This window comes from Dyella japonica (assembly GCF_040545895.1).
In the GTDB taxonomy this organism is placed as follows: domain Bacteria; phylum Pseudomonadota; class Gammaproteobacteria; order Xanthomonadales; family Rhodanobacteraceae; genus Dyella; species Dyella japonica_D.
Window position 1 is genome coordinate 219,423 of record NZ_JBEPMU010000001.1, and the last position, 22,033, is coordinate 241,455.

18 protein-coding genes are annotated in these 22,033 nt (G+C 63.4%); 7 read left to right on the forward strand and 11 right to left on the reverse strand.

Translation table 11 applies throughout. The features are described 5' to 3' along the window. Positions 1-3: 3 nt before the first annotated feature. Positions 4-2,304, reverse strand: coding sequence for a PAS domain-containing protein (locus ABIC75_RS01055; protein ID WP_354012008.1), 2,301 nt, complete (start codon positions 2,302-2,304; stop codon positions 4-6). 695 nt (positions 2,305-2,999) lie between these two features. Here ABIC75_RS01055 and ABIC75_RS01060 point away from each other — a divergent pair. From ABIC75_RS01060 to ABIC75_RS01070, 3 genes are all read left to right on the forward strand, one after another. After that, complete coding sequence (locus ABIC75_RS01060; RefSeq protein WP_354012009.1) at positions 3,000-3,674, forward strand: type 1 glutamine amidotransferase domain-containing protein; 675 nt, start codon at positions 3,000-3,002, stop codon at positions 3,672-3,674. Positions 3,675-3,789: 115 nt separating this feature from the next. Further along, entirely contained in the window at positions 3,790-4,878 is a 1,089-nt protein-coding gene (locus ABIC75_RS01065; protein ID WP_354012010.1) for a thioredoxin family protein, read from the forward strand. Between the two features lie 44 nt (positions 4,879-4,922). After that, a complete protein-coding gene (locus tag ABIC75_RS01070; RefSeq protein WP_354012011.1) occupies positions 4,923-5,987 on the forward strand; it encodes an alpha/beta fold hydrolase in 1,065 nt (354 codons plus the stop codon). Positions 5,988-6,042: 55 nt separating this feature from the next. On the opposite strand, the gene ABIC75_RS01075 is transcribed toward ABIC75_RS01070, so the two are convergent. From ABIC75_RS01075 to ABIC75_RS01085, 3 genes are all read right to left on the reverse strand, one after another. Continuing rightward, positions 6,043-6,528, reverse strand: coding sequence for a cupin domain-containing protein (locus tag ABIC75_RS01075; RefSeq protein ID WP_354012012.1), 486 nt, complete (start codon positions 6,526-6,528; stop codon positions 6,043-6,045). 43 nt (positions 6,529-6,571) lie between these two features. Next, the gene (locus ABIC75_RS01080; RefSeq protein WP_354012013.1) at positions 6,572-7,462 is read right to left on the reverse strand and encodes an alpha/beta fold hydrolase; all 891 of its coding nucleotides are present in this window, start codon (positions 7,460-7,462) and stop codon (positions 6,572-6,574) included. Positions 7,463-7,608: 146 nt separating this feature from the next. Beyond that, positions 7,609-8,595, reverse strand: coding sequence for an oxidoreductase (locus ABIC75_RS01085; RefSeq protein WP_354012014.1), 987 nt, complete (start codon positions 8,593-8,595; stop codon positions 7,609-7,611). 76 nt (positions 8,596-8,671) lie between these two features. On the opposite strand from ABIC75_RS01085, the gene ABIC75_RS01090 reads away from it, so the two are divergent. Next, positions 8,672-9,655 carry an AraC family transcriptional regulator gene (locus ABIC75_RS01090; protein ID WP_354012015.1) on the forward strand — a complete coding sequence of 328 codons (984 nt, stop codon included), beginning with the start codon at positions 8,672-8,674 and terminating at the stop codon, positions 9,653-9,655. A 24-nt stretch (positions 9,656-9,679) separates the two neighbouring features. On the opposite strand, the gene ABIC75_RS01095 is transcribed toward ABIC75_RS01090, so the two are convergent. Together ABIC75_RS01095 and gnd are read right to left on the reverse strand one after the other, a co-directional pair. After that, positions 9,680-10,426: a 2OG-Fe dioxygenase family protein gene (locus ABIC75_RS01095; protein WP_354012016.1), complete on the reverse strand. Its 747-nt coding sequence runs from the start codon at positions 10,424-10,426 to the stop codon at positions 9,680-9,682. A gap of 49 nt (positions 10,427-10,475) precedes the next feature. After that, positions 10,476-11,381 (reverse strand): phosphogluconate dehydrogenase (NAD(+)-dependent, decarboxylating), encoded by a 906-nt coding sequence (gene gnd, locus ABIC75_RS01100; protein WP_354012017.1) that lies wholly within the window; start codon positions 11,379-11,381, stop codon positions 10,476-10,478. A 188-nt stretch (positions 11,382-11,569) separates the two neighbouring features. Between gnd and ABIC75_RS01105 the strand changes: the two genes are divergently transcribed. Further along, positions 11,570-13,186 carry an MFS transporter gene (locus tag ABIC75_RS01105; protein WP_354012018.1) on the forward strand — a complete coding sequence of 539 codons (1,617 nt, stop codon included), beginning with the start codon at positions 11,570-11,572 and terminating at the stop codon, positions 13,184-13,186. 22 nt (positions 13,187-13,208) lie between these two features. Here the strand turns inward: ABIC75_RS01105 and ABIC75_RS01110 are convergent, their stop codons facing one another. From ABIC75_RS01110 to ABIC75_RS01120, 3 genes are all read right to left on the reverse strand, one after another. Next, complete coding sequence (locus tag ABIC75_RS01110) at positions 13,209-13,694, reverse strand: hypothetical protein (RefSeq protein ID WP_354012019.1); 486 nt, start codon at positions 13,692-13,694, stop codon at positions 13,209-13,211. Positions 13,695-13,804: 110 nt separating this feature from the next. Next, positions 13,805-14,734, reverse strand: a complete 930-nt coding sequence (locus tag ABIC75_RS01115; RefSeq protein ID WP_354012020.1) for a SphA family protein — start codon at positions 14,732-14,734, stop codon at positions 13,805-13,807. 104 nt (positions 14,735-14,838) lie between these two features. After that, positions 14,839-15,681 (reverse strand): hypothetical protein, encoded by an 843-nt coding sequence (locus ABIC75_RS01120; protein ID WP_354012021.1) that lies wholly within the window; start codon positions 15,679-15,681, stop codon positions 14,839-14,841. Between the two features lie 389 nt (positions 15,682-16,070). On the opposite strand from ABIC75_RS01120, the gene ABIC75_RS01125 reads away from it, so the two are divergent. Then, positions 16,071-16,607 (forward strand): M15 family metallopeptidase, encoded by a 537-nt coding sequence (locus ABIC75_RS01125; RefSeq protein ID WP_354012022.1) that lies wholly within the window; start codon positions 16,071-16,073, stop codon positions 16,605-16,607. Here the strand turns inward: ABIC75_RS01125 and ABIC75_RS01130 are convergent. Together ABIC75_RS01130 and ABIC75_RS01135 are read right to left on the reverse strand one after the other, a co-directional pair. Continuing rightward, complete coding sequence (locus ABIC75_RS01130; RefSeq protein WP_354012023.1) at positions 16,604-18,010, reverse strand: heavy metal sensor histidine kinase; 1,407 nt, start codon at positions 18,008-18,010, stop codon at positions 16,604-16,606. The two genes, ABIC75_RS01125 and ABIC75_RS01130, sit on opposite strands and share 4 nt — an antisense overlap. Further along, positions 18,010-18,690 carry a heavy metal response regulator transcription factor gene (locus ABIC75_RS01135; protein WP_354012024.1) on the reverse strand — a complete coding sequence of 227 codons (681 nt, stop codon included), beginning with the start codon at positions 18,688-18,690 and terminating at the stop codon, positions 18,010-18,012. Before ABIC75_RS01135 ends, ABIC75_RS01130 begins: the two co-directional genes overlap by 1 nt. Before the next feature lie 146 nt (positions 18,691-18,836). Between ABIC75_RS01135 and ABIC75_RS01140 the strand changes: the two genes are divergently transcribed. Next, a complete protein-coding gene (locus ABIC75_RS01140; protein WP_354012025.1) occupies positions 18,837-22,031 on the forward strand; it encodes an efflux RND transporter permease subunit in 3,195 nt (1,064 codons plus the stop codon). Positions 22,032-22,033: the final 2 nt, after the last annotated feature.

The following is a 22,033-nucleotide window of genomic DNA, read 5'->3' on the forward strand; positions in this document are numbered from 1 at the left end:
CAATCACAAACTTCCCGCGACACGTGCTGCGCGCAGCAAGGGTGCCGTCGCATCGCTGTCGCTGGTGGTCGTTCGCATGTCGCTGCCGGCGCGTGGAATGGCAAACCAGAACGTCGCTCCCGGCCCGTTGTTTGCCTGCGCCCGCAGTGTTCCCTGGTGCCGCTCGATGATGGACTGGCTGATGGACAGCCCGATGCCCATGCCGCTGCTCTTGGTCGTGTAGAACGTCTCGAACATCTTGCCCAGGCCTTCCGATTCAAAGCCCACGCCGGAATCCTGCACGGTGAGTCTTACCCGGGCGTCCTCATCCACTTCGGTCCGGACGAGAATTTCGCGAGGCCGGTCATCCACGCCATTCATGGCCTCCGAGGCATTGAGCAACAGATTCAGGATGACTTGCTGGAGCTGGACGCGGTCGCCAGTGACGGGCGGAATGTCCTGGCAAAAGTCCGTCTTCAACGTGACCCGGCTGGCTTTGAGCGTGCTCTGTGACAGTGCGATCACCTCCTTCGTTGCGTCGTTCAAGTTCACTCGTTCCGTGTTCGAGGATTTCCTGCTGAAGAGCGCGCGCACCCGGGTGATGACATCCGATGCGCGATGGCCATCGCGAATGGCGCGCCTTGCCGTTTCGATGGCGCCTTCGATATTCGGCGGATCTGCGGCGAGCATGCGCAGGCAGGTACTGGCGTTGGTGATCACGCCCGACAGCGGTTGATTCACTTCATGCGCAATCGACGCGGTCAGGGCGCCGAGGCTGTTGATCTTCGCCATGCGCGCCAATTCGGAACGGAGTGCGCCCAGTGTTTCCTCCGACGCGCGGCGCTGGGTGACGTCCTGGATGGCGCCGATGTACTCGCGCTGGCCATCGCGCCCTTGCGCACAATGCGAAACCACGTGCACGTGCTTGACCGACCCGTCCGGCATGCGCAGGCGAATTTCATAGTCATGGTCGGAGCCGACTTCGCGCGCATCACTCTTCTTGTCGGCGTGCAGGGTGGCGTCGTCGGGATGGATGCGGCCGGCGATCCGGTCGAGCGTGACGGTGGTGTCATGGTCGAACCCGAAGATGCGATAGAGCTCATCGGAAAGCATGACCTCATTGTCGTCCAGGCACCAGGAAAAGCTGCCCGTCATGCTGATGCGCTGGCCTTCGGCGAGAAACGCCTCGCTGCGCCGGAGTTGCTCCTCCGTGCGCTTGCGGTCGTCGATGTCGATGCTGATGCCGTACCACTTGATGATGTGGCCGGCTTCGTTCCGCAACGGATTCACGCGAAACAGGAACCATCGGTACTCGCCGTCGAAGCGGCGCAACCGGGCCTCGGTTTCCCCGGGCGCCTGCGATGCCATGATGAGTTGCCACGAGTCGGCGAGGCCATCGAGGTCGTCGGGGTGTACGGCCGCCTTCCATCCCCAGTCGGCAACCTGTTCCGCGGAGAGTCCCACGTAGTCGAGGTAATGCTGGTTGAAGAACTCCACCGAGCCGTCGATGCGTGCCGACCACACCAGGGCGGGAATGGTATGGATGATCGACCGGAGCTTGCGTTCGGTCGTGCGCAGCGCTTCTTCGGGACGCCGTTGATCGTCGATGTCGATCAGCAGGTGCATCCAGCAGGAAATGTGTCCTTGCGCATCGCGTAGCGGCATGCCCACCACGTTGAACCAGCGATACACGCCATCGGATCGACGGTGACGGCTCTGGACGTTATATGTCGAGCCGGTTTCGTAGGCTTTCGATTGCGCCGAGATGATGTACGGCAGGTCTTCGGGGTGAACGACCTCCGACGCCTTCGAGCGCTTCAGTTGCTCGAAGCTCCTTCCGAAATAGTGCAACGCATGCCGGTTGACGCGCCTGACTTCGCCCGACGGTGCCGTGATCGCGACGGGAAGCGGCATGGCGTCGATCGTGAGGAGTGCATCGAGTTCGCTTGCGGGCGAGGATTCTGCCGGCTGCTGTCGTCCACCGGTACCCGTATCCATCCCATACCATCGGGTGACATGTCCGGAGGCATTCTTCAGTGGGCCGACCCGAAACAGGTGCCAGTGATGGTTGCCGTCGCCGTGGCGCATTCGCACGCGCAACTCGCCCGGTTTGCCGGAAGCGACCATGGCATGCCAGCTTGCCAGCATCGCGGGAAGATCGTCCGGATGAACCAGTGCCATCCATCCCTGGCCCGATATCTCTTCCGTGCCGCGTCCGGCGAGATCGCACCAGCATCGGTTGATGAAATCCGCGTGGCCATCGGGCAACGCTATCCATGCGATGACGGGCAGTGCATCGAAGATCCGGGTCAACTCGGTTTCCACGGCGGTCTTCCTCGAAGTTATGCGCTGATCTTCAGAGGTCCGTCCATGGTGCTTGGGTGTTGCTGCGACAGCGCAGGCCCGTGCGCAGGCGATGGCGATACGGCCGAGTCGGCGAGGCGGTTTGTTGCCGTTCGCCGTAACCGCACGCTTTCCCCATGAATGCATGCGTGGTCTTGTCATCATCGATATTCCATGCGACGCATGGAATATCGACTTTGCCATACGACTTTCAGTACATCTACGGAAGTACATGATGCCGCTGTGAAGGTGCGGATAGGGTGAACGTCGTTGCTGCGTGTCGTGCGGAACGCGGCTGTGCAGACGTTGACGTGGCGATTACCCGGTGCAAGCTAAGCTGCGGGGTTTGGGATCATGCGCTGCGGAGGCGATTCGCCGCCGCCTCATCGTCATCGTCATTGCATCAATGATGATCATCGCGTCCGAAAGAACGTGCTCCACTTTTTCCCGCATGCTTCTTGCTGCCGCCACTTGCGAGTGAGACCGGGCGTATCGCGCGCTTTGTCCGCGCTTGCCATCGCCCTTTCGATGCAAGAAAAACCGATACCAAAGCTGGATAGACGCTGGCTTGCCCGCGGGTGCACGCTCGTTGGACATCGGGGCATGAACCCCGTGCCCGGCAGGTTCGCCGTGATTCGAAGCATGGCTATTCCCATGATGGCAGGCACGAAAAGCGCATGAAGATCCTCATGGTCCTCACTTCCCACGACACGCTCGGCAACACCGGGCGCAAGACCGGTTTCTGGCTGGAAGAGTTTGCCTCGCCTTATTACGTGTTTACCGACCAGGGCATCGACGTGACCGTGGTGTCCCCGAAGGGCGGGCAACCACCGATCGATCCCAAGAGCGACGATCCCAACAATCAGACGCCTGCACAGACGCGCTTCAAGGCGGACGCGGCCGCCCTGAAAATGCTGGCCCATACCGGGCGCCTCGACTCGGTCTCCTCGGAGAATTTCGACACCGTGTTCTACCCCGGCGGCCACGGGCCCATGTGGGACCTCGCGGAAGATCCGGTGTCGATCAAGCTGATCGAGTCGTTCTACGACAGCGGCAAGCCGGTGGCGACGGTGTGCCACGCGCCGGGCGTGCTGCGCCATGTGACCTACAAGGGCGAACCCATCGTCAAGGGCAAGCGCGTGACCGGCTTTACCAATACGGAAGAGGAAGAGGTTCAATTGACCCATGTCGTGCCTTTCCTCGTCGAAGACGAATTGAAGCGCCTTGGCGGACTGTTCGAGAAGAAAGACAACTGGGTGAGTTTTTCCATCATCGATGGACGCCTCATCACCGGCCAGAACCCTGCCTCATCCACGGAAACGGCGAAGGCGCTGCTCAGCATCATGAAATAGCGGAAGGTGCCAACGGTTGCATCGGCACGGGGCGTGTGTCGATGAAGGTTCGAGGGCCCCGCGATCGACGCGTGCCCTCGAACCTGCTTTTGCCATGCTTGGGAAGGCGAACATCATGAAGACAAAGCGGCTCGTGCTGGTCGCGATCATTGCCTTGACCATGGGAGCCCCGCTCACCGTGTACGCGAGAGACAAGAGTGCATCCACGCCGGCCGCCGCCGTGATCGAGTTGCCTCGGGAGGGCAAGCTTCCCTCGCTCGACGGAGCCATTGCATGGCTCAACTCGCCGCCGCTCACGCCGCAAGGCTTGCGCGGAAAAGTGGTGCTCGTGGATTTCTGGACGTATTCGTGCATCAACTCGATACGCCAGCTGCCGTACATCCGCGCCTGGGCGCAAAAGTACAAGGACCAGGGGCTGGTGGTGATCGGCGTGCATGCGCCTGAGTTTGCCTTCGAGCGCGACCTCGCCAACGTCACCAAGGCGGTGAAGGATCTGCGCTTTGGCGCACCGGTGGCGACGGCCGTCGACAGTCACCACGCCATCTGGCAGGCCTTCAACAACGCCTACTGGCCGGCGTTGTATTTCGTCGATGCCAAAGGGCAACTGCGGCACCATGTGTTTGGCGAAGGCGAGTACGACGCGTCCGAGCGCGTCATCCAGCAGCTGCTCGTCGAGGCCGGCGCGACCAAGGTGAGTCGTGACCTGGTCGCGGTCGATCCGCGTGGCGTCGAGGCCGCTGCCGATTGGGAAGACATGCAGTCGCCCGAAACCTATGTCGGTTCCGAACGTCGCGCCAACTTTTCCTCCACCGGAGGCGGCGTATTCAGCGGGCGCAGCGACTATGCCGCGCCTGCACGACTCACCCTCAATCATTGGGCGCTCGTCGGCGACTGGACGGTGGGCAAGCAGTCTGCAGTACTCAACAAGACGGGTGGACACCTGGTCTACCGCTTTCACGCCCGCGACCTTCATCTCGTGATGGGTCCGGCCAAGCCCGGCGTGCCCGTGCGGTTTCGCGTCACCATCGACGGCAAGCCGCCCGGCGTCGCCCATGGCATCGACGTGGACGAGCAGGGCGATGGCACGGTGTCGGAGCCGCGCATGTATCAACTGATACGTCAGCCCCTGCCTGTTTCCGACCGCGAGTTCGACATCGAATTTCTCGATCCGGGCGCCGAGGCATTCGTGTTCACGTTTGGCTGATTCACGCATCACCACCTGCGTTCGCCGAGTTCATGAGGCTGGATATGGACAAGATCGTGCTACCCGAAGACATCGACCAGCGCCGCCGCCATCTCGTGGGTGCGGCAGCCATGACGCTGGCTGCCGCGCAGTTGGGTGTTGCGTCCGTCGCTCATGGGCAGCAGGGTCCTGCGAGCCCCGCCATGCCGGCGGCAAAAGCGGGGACGCACACATCATTCACGACGCTCAAGCAGGTGAAGGCGGGCGTGCTGGACATCGGATACGCCGAGGCCGGCCCCGCCAAGGGACCGGTGGCGCTGCTTCTGCATGGCTGGCCGTACGACATCCACAGCTATGTGGACGTGGCGCCACTGCTGGCTGCCGCCGGTTACCGCGTGATTGTTCCGTATGCGCGCGGCTACGGCTCGACCCGATTCCTGTCGAACGACACCATGCGCAACGGCCAGCCCTCGGCGTTGGCCGTGGACACCATCGCCATGATGGACGCCCTGAAGATCGACAAGGCCACCATCGGTGGATTCGATTGGGGTGCGCGAACGGCGGATATCCTCGCGGCGCTCTGGCCGCAGCGATGCAAGGCCATCGTCTCGGTGAGTGGTTACCTCATCGGCAGCCAGGCTGCAGGAAAGATGCCGCTGCCACCCAAGGCGGAGCTGCAGTGGTGGTATCAGTTCTATTTCGCTACGGAGCGCGGCAAGGCGGGCTACGACAAATACCGCCATGACTTTGCCAAGCTCATCTGGCAGCTTGCCTCGCCCAAGTGGAATTTTGACGACGCCACCTTCGATCGCTCGGCGGCCGCTTTCGAAAACCCCGATCACGTGGACATCGCCATCCACAACTATCGCTGGCGTCTCGGCCTAGCGGACGGCGAGGCCAAGTACGACGAGTACGAGAGGAAACTCGCCGAAGCCCCTGTGATCGCGGTGCCGACCATCACCATGGAAGGCGATGCCAATGGTGCGCCACATCCCGAGCCCGGCGCCTACGCAAAGAAATTCTCGGGAAAATATGCGCACCGGCTCATCGAGGGCGGCATCGGCCACAACCTTCCGCAGGAAGCGCCGGAGGCATTCGCCAAAGCGATGATCGACGTCGACCATCTTTGAGGCGTGTTTGCAGGCGCGTCAGCATCGCGCGGCGATGAACGATGGAAGCAGCTCGCTAGTGGCTGCGCGGATCGTCCTTGTGGTCGACGTAGTCAATGCCGAGCGGTCCATACCCATACACCTGGGTCACGTATTCGCCGGACTTGGCCCAGTGGAAGTGCGGCGTATTCCCCGGAAGCACGACGACACTGCCGGGACCGTAGGCGACCAGCTTGGATTCGTCGAACGTCTTGCCGAGCCCGATGTAGAACACGCCCGAGATCACGGTGTAGATGCGATCCTCCGGATGCGTGTGCGGCATGAGCTTCACGCCGCCAGGCACCTTGACGCGCACGACGTACGGGCCGGGCTTCTTTGGGTCGCCCACCAGGATGGCCAGGCGTGCCTCGGGAGGAAAGGCCGGAAACGGCGCCCATTCGATGTTTTCCGGCAGCACCGAACCGAAGCTCTTCACCGGCAGTCCACCACCGACGGCCGTCACGGGCATCAGGCAGGCCATGCCGACGGTGATTGCGGGAAGGATGATTCTCCAAAGAGACATGGCGTGCGCTCCCGTGAGTTCGTAGTCGTGTGATGTGCGGCGTTCATGACACGCCGATGCCGCCCGGCGCGGTTGCGTTGGCGTGGTGGCGATCGAGGAAACCCTGGGCGAGCGTCGCCACTTCATCGACCTTGGTGTCCATCGCGAAATGGCCGGCATCCAGAATGTGGACTTCCGCGTCGGGAACATCTTGTTTGTACGCCCACGCGCCGGCCACGGTGAATGACGGGTCGTACTTTCCCCAGACCACCAGCAGCGGTGGCTTGCGTTGTTTGAGGAAGGCCTGCCATGCCGGATACGAGGCCACGTTCGTGCGGTAGTCGTAGAACAGATCTTCCTGGATGCGATCCTGTCCGGGGCGACTGAGAAAGGCCGATTCATCCGTCCACAGGTCGGGATCGTAGCGTTCCGGATGAGGATCGGAGCCCAGGTGACGCTGTCTTGCCGCGTCGAACGAGATCAGGTTCGCGCGCAGCTTGTCGGCCCAGGGCGCGCGATCGGCCCAATACTGGCGACGTGTTTCCCATAGCGGCCCCAGGCCTTCCTCGTGAGCAACGGCGTTCTGGATGATCATGGCGTCGATGCGTTCGGGCCGCATGAGTGCCAGGCGAAATCCGACGGGCCCGCCATAGTCCTGCACGAACAGCGTGCATCGCCGGATGTTCAAGGCATCCACGAAGGCATCCATCACTGATGCGATGTGATCGAACGTATAGGCGAATGTCTCCGGGCTTGGCGCATCGGAGTGGCCGAAGCCCGGGTAGTCGGGAGCGATGACACGGTAGCGCTCCGCAAGCGTCGGCATCAGCCTGTCGTACATGCGCGACGACGAGGGAAATCCATGCAGCAGCAGAACGCATGGCGCGTCGCAGCGACCAGCTTCGCGATAGAAGATGGTCAGGCCCTGAACCTGGGTCGTGCGATACGTGATCATGGCGTCACTGTGTTTCGCGTGCCCATCGCCGCCGGGGCGGCGATGGGCAGACGATCAGTTAGTCACAAGAGGGGTGGGAAGAACATTGCCCTTTGGTACCGGAGCCGATCTCTCGCGGACGTGAAGACGCAATATCTCGCGGGCAACTAGATGCCCGTATCCGTCATGCGTTCGCTGAGTACCCAGAGGCGCTCGGCAGCCACGGGATCGACCGCCCACGGGCGTACGCCCGAGGCCAGGGTTGCGCTGCCTGGTGCCGTCGTATCTTCCTCCGGCGCCAGGGCGGCGATGTCGCAATCCTCGCAATAGACGCCGCCGAAGCCATTGAGCTGTGCGCTGGTGGCGGCCCAGACGCTGGTCGCCGCTCCTTGTTGCGGACTCTTCATGCCGCGGGCCAGATCGATCACGGGCTGGCCGTGTTCGTCCACTGCGCCGATCTTCTGCAGTTCTTCCACGCTCATGTGGCGCGCGAGGTCGGTGACGATGCGACCCGGATGCACCGAAAAGGCATGCACGCCGTGCGCCTTGCCGCGCGCTTCCAGCCCCACGGCGAACAGCGCATTGGCCGTCTTGGACTGGCCGTAGGCAATCCAGCGGTCGTACTCGCGCCGTTCGAAATTCGGGTCGTCGAAGTCGACCGATGCGTAGCGATGCCCCAATGACGAAAGCGAAACCACGCGCGCGCCTTGTGCACGGACAAGCGCAGGCCACAGGCGCGCCGCGAGCTGGAAGTGACCGAGATGGTTGGTGGCAAATTGCAGCTCGTAGCCGCGTGCATCGCGCGTCAGCGGACAAGCCATCACGCCTGCGCTGTTGATGAGGATATGCAAGGGCTCGCCGGACGCCACGAACGCTGCCGTGAAGGCATCGATGGAGGAGGGCGACGCCAGGTCCATGGCCGCCAGTTCCACATCCATGCCGTCGAGCGCGGCCTTAGCTTTTTGGGTATCGCGTGCGGGCACGATGACGCGTGCGCCCGCGGCGCGCAGCGCACGTGACGTCTCGGTGCCGATGCCCGAGTAGCCGCCGGTGACGATGGCCGTCTTGCCGGAGAGATCGATGCCGGCGAGCACCTCGCGTGCCGTGCTTGCTGCGCCAAAACCGGAACCAAGGGGAGTCTGCAGGGAAGGCATGGAGAGATTCCTGGGGAAGTTGCGACCAGCCTAAGCTTGCGGCGGCGTACGATGAATACTTGAAAATTCACCATTCATGCTCAATCGTTCAAGCATGGTCAACGACCCTCTCTCCGACATTCTCAAGCTGGCCGACGTGCAGTCGCTGATGTCCGGCGGCTTCGCGGCGTCCGGCGATTGGGCCATCCGCTTTCCGGCGCCCGACAAGATCAAGTTCTTTGCCGCGGTGCGCGGTGAATGTTGGCTTCAGCTGGACGATGAAGCGACACCGATCCGCATGGCGTCGGGCGATGTGGTCCTGCTGTCGGCCCAGCGCAGTTTCGTTTTGGCCAGCAATATCGAATCAACTCCCGTGGAAGCGCATGCGTTGTTCGCGGGGCGTATCGATCCCATCGTCAGCGTGGGCGGTGCGACGCGCGCCGATGCCGAGGTGCTGCAGATCGGCGGCCACGTGCGCCTGCATCCCGATTACGGTGCGTTGCTGGCCGATGTGCTGCCGCCTTTCATCCACGTACAGGGCAGCGCGCCCGAGGCGCACGCCTTGCGCTGGATCCTCGATCAACTGGTGCGCGAGCGCGACGACCTGCCGGGATCGGGGCTGGCGACCATGCAGCTTGGCTATCTGCTTTTCATCCAGGTCTTGCGCGCGCATCTGGCGGCGGGTGGGTCGTGGCGGGCGGGCTGGCTGCGCGCGGCGACCGATGCGCGGTTGGCGCCGGCATTGCGATTGATCCACGGCGAGCCCGGCCGCGCGTGGCGGCTGGATCAGTTGGCGAAGGCGTGCGCCATGTCGCGCACGAGTTTCGCGCTGCACTTCAAGGCCGTGGCTGGTGAAGCGCCGCTCTCCTATCTGGCCCGTTGGCGCATGCGTTTGGCCGAGCACGCCTTGCGCCATGGCGATGCGCCGCTGGCAACGCTAGCCGAGACCTTGGGTTACGCGTCGGAGAGCGCATTCAGTCATGCGTTCAAGCGCATCGTGGGGCTTTCGCCCAGGCATTACAGCGCCACGGCGCGCGCCGCCAACGATGCGGGCGACGCAGCGTCGGAGGATGTGCTGTAGCGCGGGTTTCAGTGCGATCTGCGCTCAGCCGGCCGCGGCGGGCGATGCCCGGAACGTCACCACGAGCACATCGCGGAACGCGTGTTCGTCGGCCACCAGCGGCAGCACCGGAGTGACGCCGTGGAAGACGCTGGGGTCGTGGATCAGTGCGGCATCCAGCGGATGCGTGAGCGTGAAGTCGCCCAGCAGTCGTCCATCCGGCGCATGGATGGTGGTGGTGCCGCTGGCGATGTTGTGGCGGTTCACCAGCAGCACGAGGACATAATCCACGCCGTCGCGATGACTGCCTTCCGGTGTCGGCTCGCCCGCGGTGCCAGCCGTTGCCTCGATGCGAAACTGATGGACTTCGATGTGCCAGCGTTCGACCGATGGTGCCAGCGAGCCGAAGAAGGCGTGGCAGAAATCGAGAATGGTGCGTAGCGAGTTGCCGTGCACAACAGTGTCGACGATGGGTTCGAACCAGCGCTCGATGCCACCCTGCAGCGCGTTGTACTGCAGCGCCTGAAAATGCGGCTGATGGGGCTCCGGCGTCACGTCGCCATGGGCGAGCGCGGAGAACGTCGCATGGCGTCGGCGGCGAAAGCGGCCCTTGGCGGCCAGGTATGGATCGGGCTCCAGCTGATTCCAGCTGTCGGCGAAATCGTTCCAGTCCGACAGCCCGCCCGACGAGGTCAGCAGCGGGCGCATGGTGTCGGCGGGCGCAAAGGCGAATCCATCGCGTCGCACTTCGTTCAGAAGCGGCGACGCAGGCAGGTCAGCGAGATTGGGCATGCGCCCATGATAGCGATCTTGGCCGATCGCCGCTCCGGGCGCGCTGTCCTCATGCCTTCTTGATGGGGTGGCCGCCAAATTCGTTGCGCATGGCCGACAGCAGTTTGTCGGTGAAGGAGTCCTTGTCGCGCGAGCGCAGACGTTCGATCAGTGACTGCGTGATGATCGGCGCCGGCACATTCAATTCGATGGCTTCGTCGACTGTCCATCGACCCTCGCCGGAATCGGCGACATACGGCGCGATGCCCGACATGTCCGGATTCTTCTTCAGTGCGTCGGCGGTGAGATCGAGCAGCCACGAGCGAACCACGCTGCCGTAGCGCCAGATCTCGGCCACCTGCTGCAGGTCCATGTCGAACTCGGCCTTGTGGCGCAGGATGGAAAAGCCTTCCGCATACGCCTGCATCATGCCGTACTCGATGCCGTTGTGAACCATCTTGGCGAAATGGCCTGCGCCTGCCGGCCCCACGCGAGCCCAGCCACGATCCTTGGCAGGTGCCAGCGATTCGAAGATCGGACGCATGCGTTCGACCGCGGCTTCGTCGCCACCGATCATCAGGCTGTAGCCTTCGTCCAGGCCCCAGATGCCGCCGCTGGTGCCGCAGTCGACGTACGCGATATCACGCTCCGCGAAGCGCTTCGCGCGACGCATGCTGTCCTTGTAGAACGAGTTGCCGCCGTCGATGATCGTATCTCCTGCGGCGAGCAGCGGCAGCAGCGCATCCAGGTTGGCGTCGGTGGCTTCGCCGGCCGGCACCATCAGCCACAGCGTTCGCGGCGAGGGCAGGGCGGCAACGAGTGCGGTGAGCGAATCCGCCGTTTGCGCGCCCTTGCCTTCGAGATCCTTCCGCGCGGCCGCTTGCGGATCGAATCCTACGATCTGGTGTCCGCCCTTCATCAGACGCTGAGCCATGTTGGCTCCCATCCGGCCCAGGCCGATCATGCCGAGTTTCATGGTGCTTCCTTCCAGCGAGTATGGTTAATACACAGGGGCGCAAGCGTGCACGGTGAGCGCACGGCAGGCAAGTTCTCGTGAGAGTGGGAGCAAACATGCGTGCTGCATCGATTCGGGCGGGCAACGATTTCTGTATCTCGTGCAAAGCGTTGTAAGCTCTTGCGGAATCCGCTTCCGCAAACGGTGCCATGAGCCAGATCGGAAAGCCTCCCTGCGACAGCGGCGTGATCTTGAGTGCAGCGTCGTCGCAACCGTGTGCGGCGGCATCACAGCGCTGGATCCTGCTCGCCTCCATTCTTGGCACCAGCATGGCCTTCATGGATGGCACGGTGGTCAACGTGGCGTTGCCGTCGATCCAGCGGGAGCTCGGCGCCACCACGGCCGATGCGCAGTGGGTGATGGAATCCTATGCGCTGTTTCTCGCGTCCTTGCTACTGGTGGGCGGCGTGCTGGGAGATCGCTACGGGCGTCGCCGTATTTTCATGATCGGCACGGCGCTGTTCACCGCGGCGTCCATCGCCTGCGCGTATGCCGGCGCAGTGATGCCGTTGATTGTCGCGCGTGCGTTGCAGGGCATCGGCGCAGCATTGCTGGTGCCCGGCAGCCTGGCCTTGATCAGCGCCAACTTCGCGACGTCGCAACGCGGCGCGGCCATTGGCACGTGGTCGGCCTGCAGCGGAATCACCGCGGCCATCGGGCCGGTGATCGGCGGCTTCCTGGTCGATCACTATTCGTGGATATGGGCCTTCCTGGTCAACGCGCCGGTGGGCATCGCGCTGCTGTGGATCTGCGCCAGGAAAGTGCCGGAAAGCCGCGGGCAGGTGGGCAACAAGATCGACGTGCTTGGCGCCACCCTGGTCACGCTGGGCCTGGCGGGCGTGGTGTTCGCGCTTATCGAAGCGCCGTCACAAGGTTGGTCTTCGAGCCTGGTATGGATGGCGGCTGCCATTGGTGTACTCGCGCTGCTGTTGTTTGTTCGCGTGGAGGCACGCAGCGCGGGGCCGATGTTGCCGCTGGCCTTGTTTCGCGAACGCAATTTCGCGGGCGCCAATGTGCTTACCTTGCTGCTCTACGCGGCGTTGGGTGGCAGCCTGTTTTTTCTGCCGCTGAACCTGATCCAGGTGCAAGGGTATGGTGCCACCGAGGCGGGTGCGGCCTTGCTGCCGTTCATCGCGATCATGTTTGCGCTCTCGCGCTGGGCGGGGAGTCTGGTTGATACGTTTGGTTCGCGCCTGCCGCTGATCGTGGGTCCATTGATCGCCGCCGCGGGTTTCGCGCTGTTCGCGTGGCCATCCATCGGGGGCAGCTATTGGGTGGTGTTCTTCCCGGCCATCTGCATCCTCGGCCTGGGCATGAGCATCACTGTTGCGCCGTTGACCACCACTGTGATGAATGCCGTGGGCGAGGAACGGGCAGGGACGGCATCCGGCGTGAACAACGCCGTATCGCGTACCGGCCCCTTGCTGGCCATTGCGCTGTTCGGCATGGTGCTGACCTTGAGTTTCAATGAGACGCTGGGCCAGCGCCTGGGCGATTTGCACGCACCTTCGGTGTTGGTGGAGTCGGTTCTTGCGCAGCGCGAAAAGCTGGCCGGCATCGTCGTGCCGTCCGGTTATCCAGCCGAGTTGACGGCGGCGGTGAAACACGCCATCGGATTGTCTTTCGTCACCGGCTTTCGCTGGGTGATGGGGCTGTCAGCCGTGCTGGCTTTGCTGAGCGGCGTGAGTGCGGTTTTCTTCATACAGCACAAGCCGGCAACCAAGGCGACGGGGGCTGTCGGTGACAAGCGGCACGGCGCGGCCTGAACGTTTGCATGGCGTCGCATGACTAAGCGATGAGGGGAGCGGGAGACGTGCCGCCTTCCTCGGAACGGTGCACCTCGCCCAGTTGCCGCAGCGCGATGCCGAGGCCGATGCGATAGCCGCTGCCGATGTTGCCGTTGATGATCACGGTGGCAAGAGGGGCCTTGTGGGTGCCGACCTCGTGCTCCAGTTCGGCGTCACACGCCTCGTGAACCTCGATGTACGGTGCAGCCAGGCTGTCGAGCGCATCGATCAGGCCCGCCTCGGGGTGTTCACGCACTTGCGATGCGAGTTCGCCGGGGTCGAGCAGGACGAACTCCGTGTCGTCATTCCTGGCGGCGCATACATGGCCAACGAAGGTCCGCAAGTTGCTGCACTCGCGGAGTTCCAGTGTGCGCCCCGCGGCATCGGCTTGTTGCTGAAGTTGTCGGTGCACGTCCTGGGTGAAGGAGCCGCTGGCTGCATGCGGTCCATGAACGATCCATATGCTCACGCTTTCGTTGCCCTTCATCGCTCATCGAGCGGTAGCGACATGCTGCGTCGATGGGGCGTAAAGGTGCTACAACGGACGGGCATTGCGGCGTAAATTTTCTGACAAAGACGAGACCGTGCGCGCTTGCGCTACAGGCGGAACGTGGCCGATGCGATCACCACATCGCCGTGGAAGTGGTCATGGGCATCGAATTCCCTGTAGTAGCGAAGGCCAACGGCCAGGGCATGGCTTCCCATTCGCGTGCCGTAGTTCACGGCCGGCCCCGCGCCCAGCACGCGCCCTTCGAGGCTGCCGAGATTCGCGCCGCGGCCCGTGTCGGCAGTGACTTGTCGATAAGCGTAGCCCGCCAGGCCCACCACCCAATGAGGCGACAATCGCTTGCCGGCGGCAAGTTCGATGTGAGCTTCGTTGCCGCTGCGGTAGTGGGTGATGTCGTTCGGCCCGTTGATGCCGTAACCCACGGCGGCCGAGAGTTCCAGACGCGATGTTGGCGATAGATACGTCATCGCCCAGAGCACGTCGCCTGCCCAGCGGTTGTGACCGATGGATGCGTTGAAGCCCTTGCTGTAATCCCCGGTGGGACACCACACAGTCAACGAAATGGCATGCGAGAAGGAGTCGTTGACCTTCCAGCCCAGGCGTCCATTGACAGCCATGTCACCCAGGTTCGTATTGCTGACTGAGCCGCTCGCCTGGCGTGTTCCGGTGATTTCGCCAGTGAGGCGAAGATACGCGTAGGGTGCCGTCACGGAGATGGCGGCCTGGGCGCCGAGAATCGGCGTGGCCGGCGCATAGAGCAGGTTGACGCCCATGCTGTCGACGCGCTTTTTCAGCGATACCAGTGTCACGCCACCCACGGAGGTGCTGCCCACGGCGCCGCTGTACTGAGCGACCGCGCTCGATACATACCAGCCGGGTGCGGGCGCCAATCCAGCCCCCAGTGCCTGGCTTCCCAAAAGATAGAGGCCGCCGGCGCCTTCCGTTGCATATGCCGAAGTACTGAAGCAGGCCAGCGCTGACATCACCAGTCCCACCGACGCGCACGCCCTCACACGCATACGTTCCCCTGGCTGGTTACGGGCTGGCTATGGCGCGCGGGGTGCGAACCGCTGCCACGCCAATGGGACCTGCTTCAACGTACTTGGCGCGAAGCCACGGCTGATCAGAAGCGAGCCCTGACCAGCAACTGGAATCCCTTGAACCTGAAATTCACATTGCCGTTGAAGTTTGACTTGTTCACGTCCGCATCGATCTTGTTGAACGCGTATTGGGTGGTGATGCCGAAGTGCTCCCACGGATAGAACTCGGCGCCAACGCGTGCGTTGTAAAGCCGTGCATCGATCTGGTTGATGTTGGCCTTGAACGCGCCGGCATCGGCCACGATGCGAACCCAGCTCGCCGCCTGGTAGCGATACGAGACGCCAATGGACGGATCGGGCAGGTTGCTCGATACCCGTGCCGTGCGGCTGCCGCTCGCGGTGGCCGAACCGCTGCCGTTGGCCGCAAAGGCGTTACCCGAGAGCTTGAGGCTGAAGCGGTAGAACTGCAGGCCGCCCGAAACACCGAAGGCGCCGCGCTCGCCGATCCAGGCCCAATACCGATAACCCACCGAGCCCGCGTCCAGCGTGAAGCGGGAATGGAGTTGCGCGCCCACGTCAAGCTGATTGCCGTTGAACTGGAGCGTGCGATTGAGATAGCGAGTGCTGTCGGTGGAGTCGTGGTAATAGGTGAACTCGAACTCATGCCTGTCCCACGGTCGCCATGTCACCGAGAGATACGGCAGCGTCCGCGTGCCGCCCTGGCCAAGGTCGCGCGAGAAATCCAGTCGCGTTCCCGAATTCTTCACGTGGCCGTCGGCGCGCATCGATGCCGAATTGTTGTTGGCGAAACCACCGATGCTCACCGACAGATAGTCGAGCATCGGATGATCGTCCGCACGGACGGTCTGGAACGTCAGGGCCAAGGGCAGGGCAAGTGCCAGATACATACGACTGTTGCGGCGCATACATCCTCCACCAAGGAAGCACTGCTCGACTCCCCGTTGGCGACCGCTCAGCCGTTCCGGGCTGCCGTCCCGGCAACGCCGATGTGCTCGAGCGTTTCTGTTCCCATCGCCACTCGCCGACCACCAGCATACGCACATCAATGTTGAGATCGAGTCATCGCCGTATCAGCGTGCGCCCGGCATGCCGCGGCGGCTACGGTGATTCTACGTAGAGGCCATTCGGTAAATATTCGGAGCCGCCGGATGGGTCGTTTCGGGCGCAAGCCGAAGGGCGTCGGGACGGACAAAACCGACGCAGTACGCCATAGGCCAAGTGGCTTGTTGAGACCAAGGTATGAGTGCGTATGTTCAACTGCGGCGGCCCATTCCGCGAGGCAAGGAGAGCGATCATGGCAGCAGATTTGAGCGTGCTGGTGCAGCCGTTCCGGACGAAGGTCGGCAGTCTTGTCGATGCCTGCGCACGACGCGGTTGCGAGCTGCGGCCATACATGGCGCGACGCGATCCTTTCGAGCAGGCCAGGCTATGGCGACAGTCGCGGTCGATCGAAGAGATAACCAAGAAGATCGATACGCTCAAGGCGGCCGGCGCCCCGTTCCTGGCCAAGTGCATCGACCAGGTTGGCCCGCAATCGGGAAGCCTGGTGACCAATGCGCCGCCGGGGTTCTCCTGGCACCAATGGGACGAGGCCGTCGATTGTTTCTGGGTGGTGCGCGGCGCTGCCGAGTGGTCGACGCGCAGGCTCATCAATGGCCTCAACGGATACCAGGTGCTTGCCGACGAGGCGGAGAAGCTGGGGCTTACCGCGGGCGGTCATTGGAAGTCACTGAAGGACTGGCCTCACGTCCAGCTTCGTCCCGCGGCAGCACCTTCCGACGCGATGTCCGTGAAGGACATCAACACGGCCATGCAGCAGCGCTTCGGCTAGTGGAGTTCCGCTTGGCGGACCGGAAACCAGAGCGTGAAACGGGTCATGCCCTGCAGTTGGCTTTCCGCGCTGACGCGGCCGCCGTGAAGCTCCATGACGCTCTTGACGATGGACAGGCCAAGGCCAGTGGAATTCGCCGAGTCATTGCGGGAGCGATCCACCCGGTAGAAGCGGTCGAAGAGCTTTTCCAGATGCTCGGCCGGAATGCCATCGCCGGGATTCTCCACGGCAATCATCACGGCGGCGTCGGTTTGCTCGGCGCGTAGCGTGATGGTGTCGCCGGTCGGGGTGTAGCGCAGGGCATTGGACAGAAGATTTCCCACCGCGCGTCGGAAGAGGTCGCGATCGGCGTGAACGGTCGCGCGTCCTTGCACCTGGATGTTGACCCCGGCTTCCGAAGCCAGCCCTTCGAAGTATTCGGCGAGGCGCTCCAGCTCCGTGCCGACATCGAGGGATGTTCGCTGAAGCGCAAACTGAGGGTTGTCCGCGCGGGCCAGGAACAGCACGCTTTCGATGGTTCGGCTGACGCGGTCGCACTCCTCGATGTTGGAGCCGAGCAGCGCCTGGTATTCGGCTGACGTGCGCGGATGTGCCAGCGCCACCTCGTTGGTGCCGCGCAGGTTGCCGATGGGCGTGCGCAGATCGTGGGCGAGATCCACCGTGAACTGCCACACGCGCGCGAAGCCGCCTTCGAGGCGGTCGAGCATGTCGTTCAGTGCGCCGGATAGCGCATGCAACTCTGCGGGCGCGTTGCCAACGGTCAGGCGCTTGTGCAGGCTCTGTGCATGGATGGTGGCCGCATCGGTGGCCATGGAGCGCAACGGCCGCAACGCCCGGCGCACCAGCAGGTGGCTGAGCACGATCGCGGCGATCAGGCCGGCCAACAGGCGCAGCGCCATGTCGCGCCGATAGCGCCGCAGCAGTGCTTCGCGATCGGCGAGCGAGCGTGCCACGGTGATGGTCACGTGGGTGCCATCGCGCAGTTGCCCCATCACCGACAGACCTCGAATGGGCAGGCCGCGATCGTCATGCCAGCTGCTCAGCATGGTGGCGAGGACGCGTTGACCCGTGGGCACCGCGGCCTGGACTTCCAGCGGAAAGCCGCTGGGATTGTGATCGGCAATGATCTGCCCCGACGCATCGACGATGCGCAGCGCATTGCTGGGATCGCCCAGCACGCTGACCACCATGCGATCCTGATGCGCCTTCAGGTCGGCGATGGAATCCAGCTCGGCGACAAACCGTCGAAGGTGTCGTGCGGAAAGCACGAGGTTGGTTTCGTCCTGCGCATAGATGCGCTGCTCGGCCGCGCGGTACAAAAGCCATCCCACCAGGATGAAGCACACCGCCGTGATCACCACGAAGGTGGCCGTCAGGCGTGTGCTGAGCGAAAGGCTGCGCATCAGCCGGCCTCGCGTTCTTCGTCGAGCACGTAACCCATGCCGCGAACGGTGTGGATGAGCTTGACGTCGTGGCCGTCGTCGATCTTCACGCGCAGGCGACGGATAGCGACCTCGACCACGTTCGTATCGCTGTCGAAATTCATGTCCCACACGTAGGACGCGATCTGCGTGCGGCTCAGCACCTCGCCGCGCCGTCTCGCCAGAAGTTGCAGCAGCGCGAATTCCTTGGGTGTCAGGTCGATGCGCTGTCCGCTGCGGCGCACCCGGCGGCGCACGGCATCGATCTCCAGGTCGCCGATGTGGACATGCTCGATATCACGCGGCGGGCCGCGGCGGAGCAGGGTGCGGATGCGGGCCAGCAGTTCCACGAAGGCGAACGGCTTCACCAGGTAATCGTCGCCGCCGAGTTCCAGCCCGCGCACGCGCTCTTCCAGCTCGTCGATGGCCGTGAGCAGGAGCACCGGCGTGTCCTTCTTGGCACGCAGGCGGCGCAGCACCTCCCAGCCGTCGATGCCGGGAAGCATGACGTCGAGCACGACGAGGTCATAGCTCTCTTCCAGCGCGTGGTGCAGGCCATCGATGCCGTTGGCGACCACATCCACGGTGAAGCCGGATTCCTCGAGCCCTTTCTTCAGGTACTCGCCGGCCTTTTTCTCGTCTTCGATAACCAGCAGGCGCATGGGAACTCTCGCGTAATGCCTGAACCGATCATACGCGGGGCGCCCGACGGGCGTGATTACAGATTTGTCAGGAAGTCGTCAGGGGTGGGCAAGCAGGGGGAATCTAGCCTGTTGCCTGACCTGATCTGTCCAAGAGGGAGCCTGCTATGTGGATTGTCCAACTGGCGCTGCGGCGACCATACACCTTCATTGTCCTGGCCCTGCTGCTGGCCATCGCCGGCCCGCTCATGGTGTTGCGGACGCCGACCGACATCTTCCCCAACATCAACATTCCCGTGTTGAGCATCGTGTGGTCGTTCAACGGCTTTTCCGCCGACGACATGGCCAACCGCATCACCACGCCCTACGAGCGTGCGCTGACTTCCGACGTGGACAACATCGAGCACGTGGAATCTCAGACGGTCAATGGCGTGGCGGTGATCAAGGTGTATTTCCACGAGGGCGCGGACATCAATCGCGCCATTGCGGAAGCCTCGGCCAATGCGCAGTCGATTCTCAGGGTGCTTCCGTCGGGCACGCTGCCGCCGCTGGTGATTTCGTACAACGCCTCCACCGTGCCGATTCTCCAGTTGGCGCTGTCCAGTCATTCGCTGCCCGAGCAGCAGCTGTACGACCTTGGCAACAACTTCATCCGCACGCAATTGGCTACCGTGCAAGGCGCTGCCATCCCGCTGCCGTTCGGCGGCAAGGTGCGCCAGATCATGGTGGACATCGACCCGAAGGCCTTGCAGGCCCACGGTCTTTCGCCGCTGGATGTGGTCAACGCTGTGAATGCGCAGAACCTGATTCTTCCCGGCGGCACCGCCAAGATCGGCGCGTTCGAGTACAACGTGAACCTCAACGGTAGCCCGACCTCGGTCGATGCGTTGAACCTCATGCCGGTCAAGGCAACGGATGGCGGCGTGACCTATCTGCGCGACGTGGCGACGGTGCGCGATGGTTTTGCGCCGCAAACCAACATCGTGCGTGTGGACGGCACCCGCTCCGCACTGCTGCAGGTGGAGAAATCCGGTGATGCGTCGACGCTCGACATCATCGCCTCGGTCAAGAGTCTGCTGCCGAAGATCGCCGCGGGCCTGCCGAAAGCGCTGGACATCAAGCCGGTGTCGGATCAGTCGGTCTTCGTCAGCTCGGCCGTGGCGGGCGTGGTCCGCGAGGGTCTGGTGGCGGCGGGACTCACCGCCGTGATGATCCTGCTGTTCCTGGGCAGCTGGCGTTCCACGCTGATCATTGCCATTACCATTCCGTTGTCCGTGCTGACCTCGCTCATTGCGCTCTCGGTGCTGGGGCAGACCATCAACATCATGACGCTGGGTGGTCTGGCGCTGGCCGTGGGCATCCTGGTGGACGATGCCACCGTGGAAATCGAGGCGATCAGTCACCATCGCGACATGGGCAAGTCGTTGCACGATGCGATCATCGACGCCTCGGCGCAAATTGCCTTGCCCACGCTGGTCTCGACGCTTTCCATCTGCATCGTGTTCCTGCCCATGTTCCTGCTGTCGGGCGTGGCGCGCTATCTGTTCGTGCCGCTGGCCGAAGCGGTGGTGTTCGCGATGCTGGCCTCGTACTTCTTCTCGCGCGCCCTCATTCCCACCCTGGCCATGTACATGCTCCGCAACGAGCGTGCCGCTGAAGGCAAGGAGAAGGGCCGGGCAGGCGCATTGGGCCGGTTCCAGCAGCGTTTCGAGCGCGGCTTCGAAGGTTTCCATGCCCGTTACCAGGGCGCATTGCGGACGGTGCTTGCACACCCGCGCCGCCTGGCCGTGACGTTTGCCATCGTGTGTGGCGGATCGTTGCTGCTCATCCCGTTCCTTGGACGCGATTTCTTCCCCACCTCGGACACCGGCGAAATCCGCCTGCACATGCGGGCCCACACAGGCACGCGCATCGAGCAGACCGCCCGTCTGGTGGACCTGGTGGAGCAGCGCATTCGCGTGGTCATTCCCCAGCGCGAACTCGGCAGTGTGCTGGACAACATCGGCTTGCCGGTGAGCGGCATCAATATGACCTACGATTCGTCGTTGCCCGTGGGCTCGGCGGATGCGGACATCCTGATCTCGCTCAAGGCCGGTCACCGTCCCACCGAAGAGTACGTCAGCGCGCTGCGCGATCATCTCAACAGCGAGTTTCCGGGCGTGACGTTCTCCTTCCTTCCGGCGGACATCATCAGCCAGACGCTGGACTTCGGCCTGCCGTCGCCCATCGACGTTCAAGTGGTGGGCAACGACAAGGAAGGCAATCGCAAGGTTGCCGAGGAACTGCTGGCCCAGCTGCGTCACGTCGATGGCCTGGTGGATCCGCGTATCCAGCAGCCGAACGATGCGCCGTCGATCAACGTGGACGTGGATCGCGTCAAGGCGATCGAGGCAGGCTTCCAGCAACGCACGATTGCGCAGAACCTGCTCATCGCGCTGTCCGGCAGCTCGCAGACATCGCCCAACTTCTGGCTGAATCCAAAGAATGGCGTGAGCTATCCGCTGATGACGGAAGCGCCGCAGTACACCATCGATTCGCTGCAGGCGCTGGGCAATATTCCGCTGACGACCGGCAATGGCAGCAAGCAGGCCACGCCGCCCATCCTCGCGTCGTTGAGCACGCTGAGCCGTACCGCGCAGGACGCCGTGGTGTCGCACTACAACGTGCAGCCCGTCATCGACATTTTTGCGGGCGTGCAGGGACGTGACCTCGGTGCAGTGGCCGGCGACATCGATCGCCTCGTGGCTGCTGCGCGGGCGCATCTCCCCGCCGGCTCCAGCATCGCCGTGCGTGGCGAAGTGCAGACCATGCAATCGTCGTTCAAGGGATTGCTGCTCGGGCTCGCCTTCGCGGTGCTGCTGGTGTACGCCTTGATGGTGGTGAACTTCCAGTCGTGGACCGATCCCCTGATCATCATCAGCGGACTTCCCGGTGCGCTGGCCGGCATGGCGTGGATGTTGTTCGTGACGCGCACTACCGTCAGCGTACCTGCGCTCACCGGCGCCATCATGTGCATCGGCATTGCCACGGCCAACAGCATCCTGGTGGTCAGCTTTGCGCGCGATCGCATCGATGAAGGCGCCACGCCGCTGCAGGCCGCGTTCGATGCTGGCAGTACGCGCTTCCGCCCGGTGCTCATGACGGCGCTTGCGATGCTCATCGGCATGCTGCCGATGGCGCTTGGCCTCGGCGATGGCGGCGAGCAGAACGCGCCGCTGGGCCGCGCGGTGATCGGCGGCCTGATGTTCGGCACCGTGGCCACGCTGGTGTTCGTGCCGGTGGTGTTCGCCGCCGTGCACGCATGGCTTGGCCGTCGCCAGCCGGCGTTGCCGGCACTTCCTTCCCCTAATCCGATTCCCTGACG

Coding starts and splice junctions, on each gene's coding strand:
- ABIC75_RS01060 (WP_354012009.1), top strand. CDS start 3,000: ATGAAGATCCTCATGGTCCTCACTTCCCACGACACGCTCGGCAACACC.
- ABIC75_RS01065 (WP_354012010.1), top strand. CDS start 3,790: ATGAAGACAAAGCGGCTCGTGCTGGTCGCGATCATTGCCTTGACCATG.
- ABIC75_RS01070 (WP_354012011.1), top strand. CDS start 4,923: ATGGACAAGATCGTGCTACCCGAAGACATCGACCAGCGCCGCCGCCAT.
- ABIC75_RS01075 (WP_354012012.1), bottom strand. CDS start 6,528: ATGTCTCTTTGGAGAATCATCCTTCCCGCAATCACCGTCGGCATGGCC.
- ABIC75_RS01080 (WP_354012013.1), bottom strand. CDS start 7,462: ATGATCACGTATCGCACGACCCAGGTTCAGGGCCTGACCATCTTCTAT.
- ABIC75_RS01085 (WP_354012014.1), bottom strand. CDS start 8,595: ATGCCTTCCCTGCAGACTCCCCTTGGTTCCGGTTTTGGCGCAGCAAGC.
- ABIC75_RS01090 (WP_354012015.1), top strand. CDS start 8,672: ATGCTCAATCGTTCAAGCATGGTCAACGACCCTCTCTCCGACATTCTC.
- ABIC75_RS01095 (WP_354012016.1), bottom strand. CDS start 10,426: ATGCCCAATCTCGCTGACCTGCCTGCGTCGCCGCTTCTGAACGAAGTG.
- gnd (WP_354012017.1), bottom strand. CDS start 11,381: ATGAAACTCGGCATGATCGGCCTGGGCCGGATGGGAGCCAACATGGCT.
- ABIC75_RS01105 (WP_354012018.1), top strand. CDS start 11,570: ATGAGCCAGATCGGAAAGCCTCCCTGCGACAGCGGCGTGATCTTGAGT.
- ABIC75_RS01110 (WP_354012019.1), bottom strand. CDS start 13,694: ATGAAGGGCAACGAAAGCGTGAGCATATGGATCGTTCATGGACCGCAT.
- ABIC75_RS01115 (WP_354012020.1), bottom strand. CDS start 14,734: ATGCGTGTGAGGGCGTGCGCGTCGGTGGGACTGGTGATGTCAGCGCTG.
- ABIC75_RS01120 (WP_354012021.1), bottom strand. CDS start 15,681: ATGCGCCGCAACAGTCGTATGTATCTGGCACTTGCCCTGCCCTTGGCC.
- ABIC75_RS01125 (WP_354012022.1), top strand. CDS start 16,071: ATGGCAGCAGATTTGAGCGTGCTGGTGCAGCCGTTCCGGACGAAGGTC.
- ABIC75_RS01130 (WP_354012023.1), bottom strand. CDS start 18,010: ATGCGCAGCCTTTCGCTCAGCACACGCCTGACGGCCACCTTCGTGGTG.
- ABIC75_RS01135 (WP_354012024.1), bottom strand. CDS start 18,690: ATGCGCCTGCTGGTTATCGAAGACGAGAAAAAGGCCGGCGAGTACCTG.
- ABIC75_RS01140 (WP_354012025.1), top strand. CDS start 18,837: ATGTGGATTGTCCAACTGGCGCTGCGGCGACCATACACCTTCATTGTC.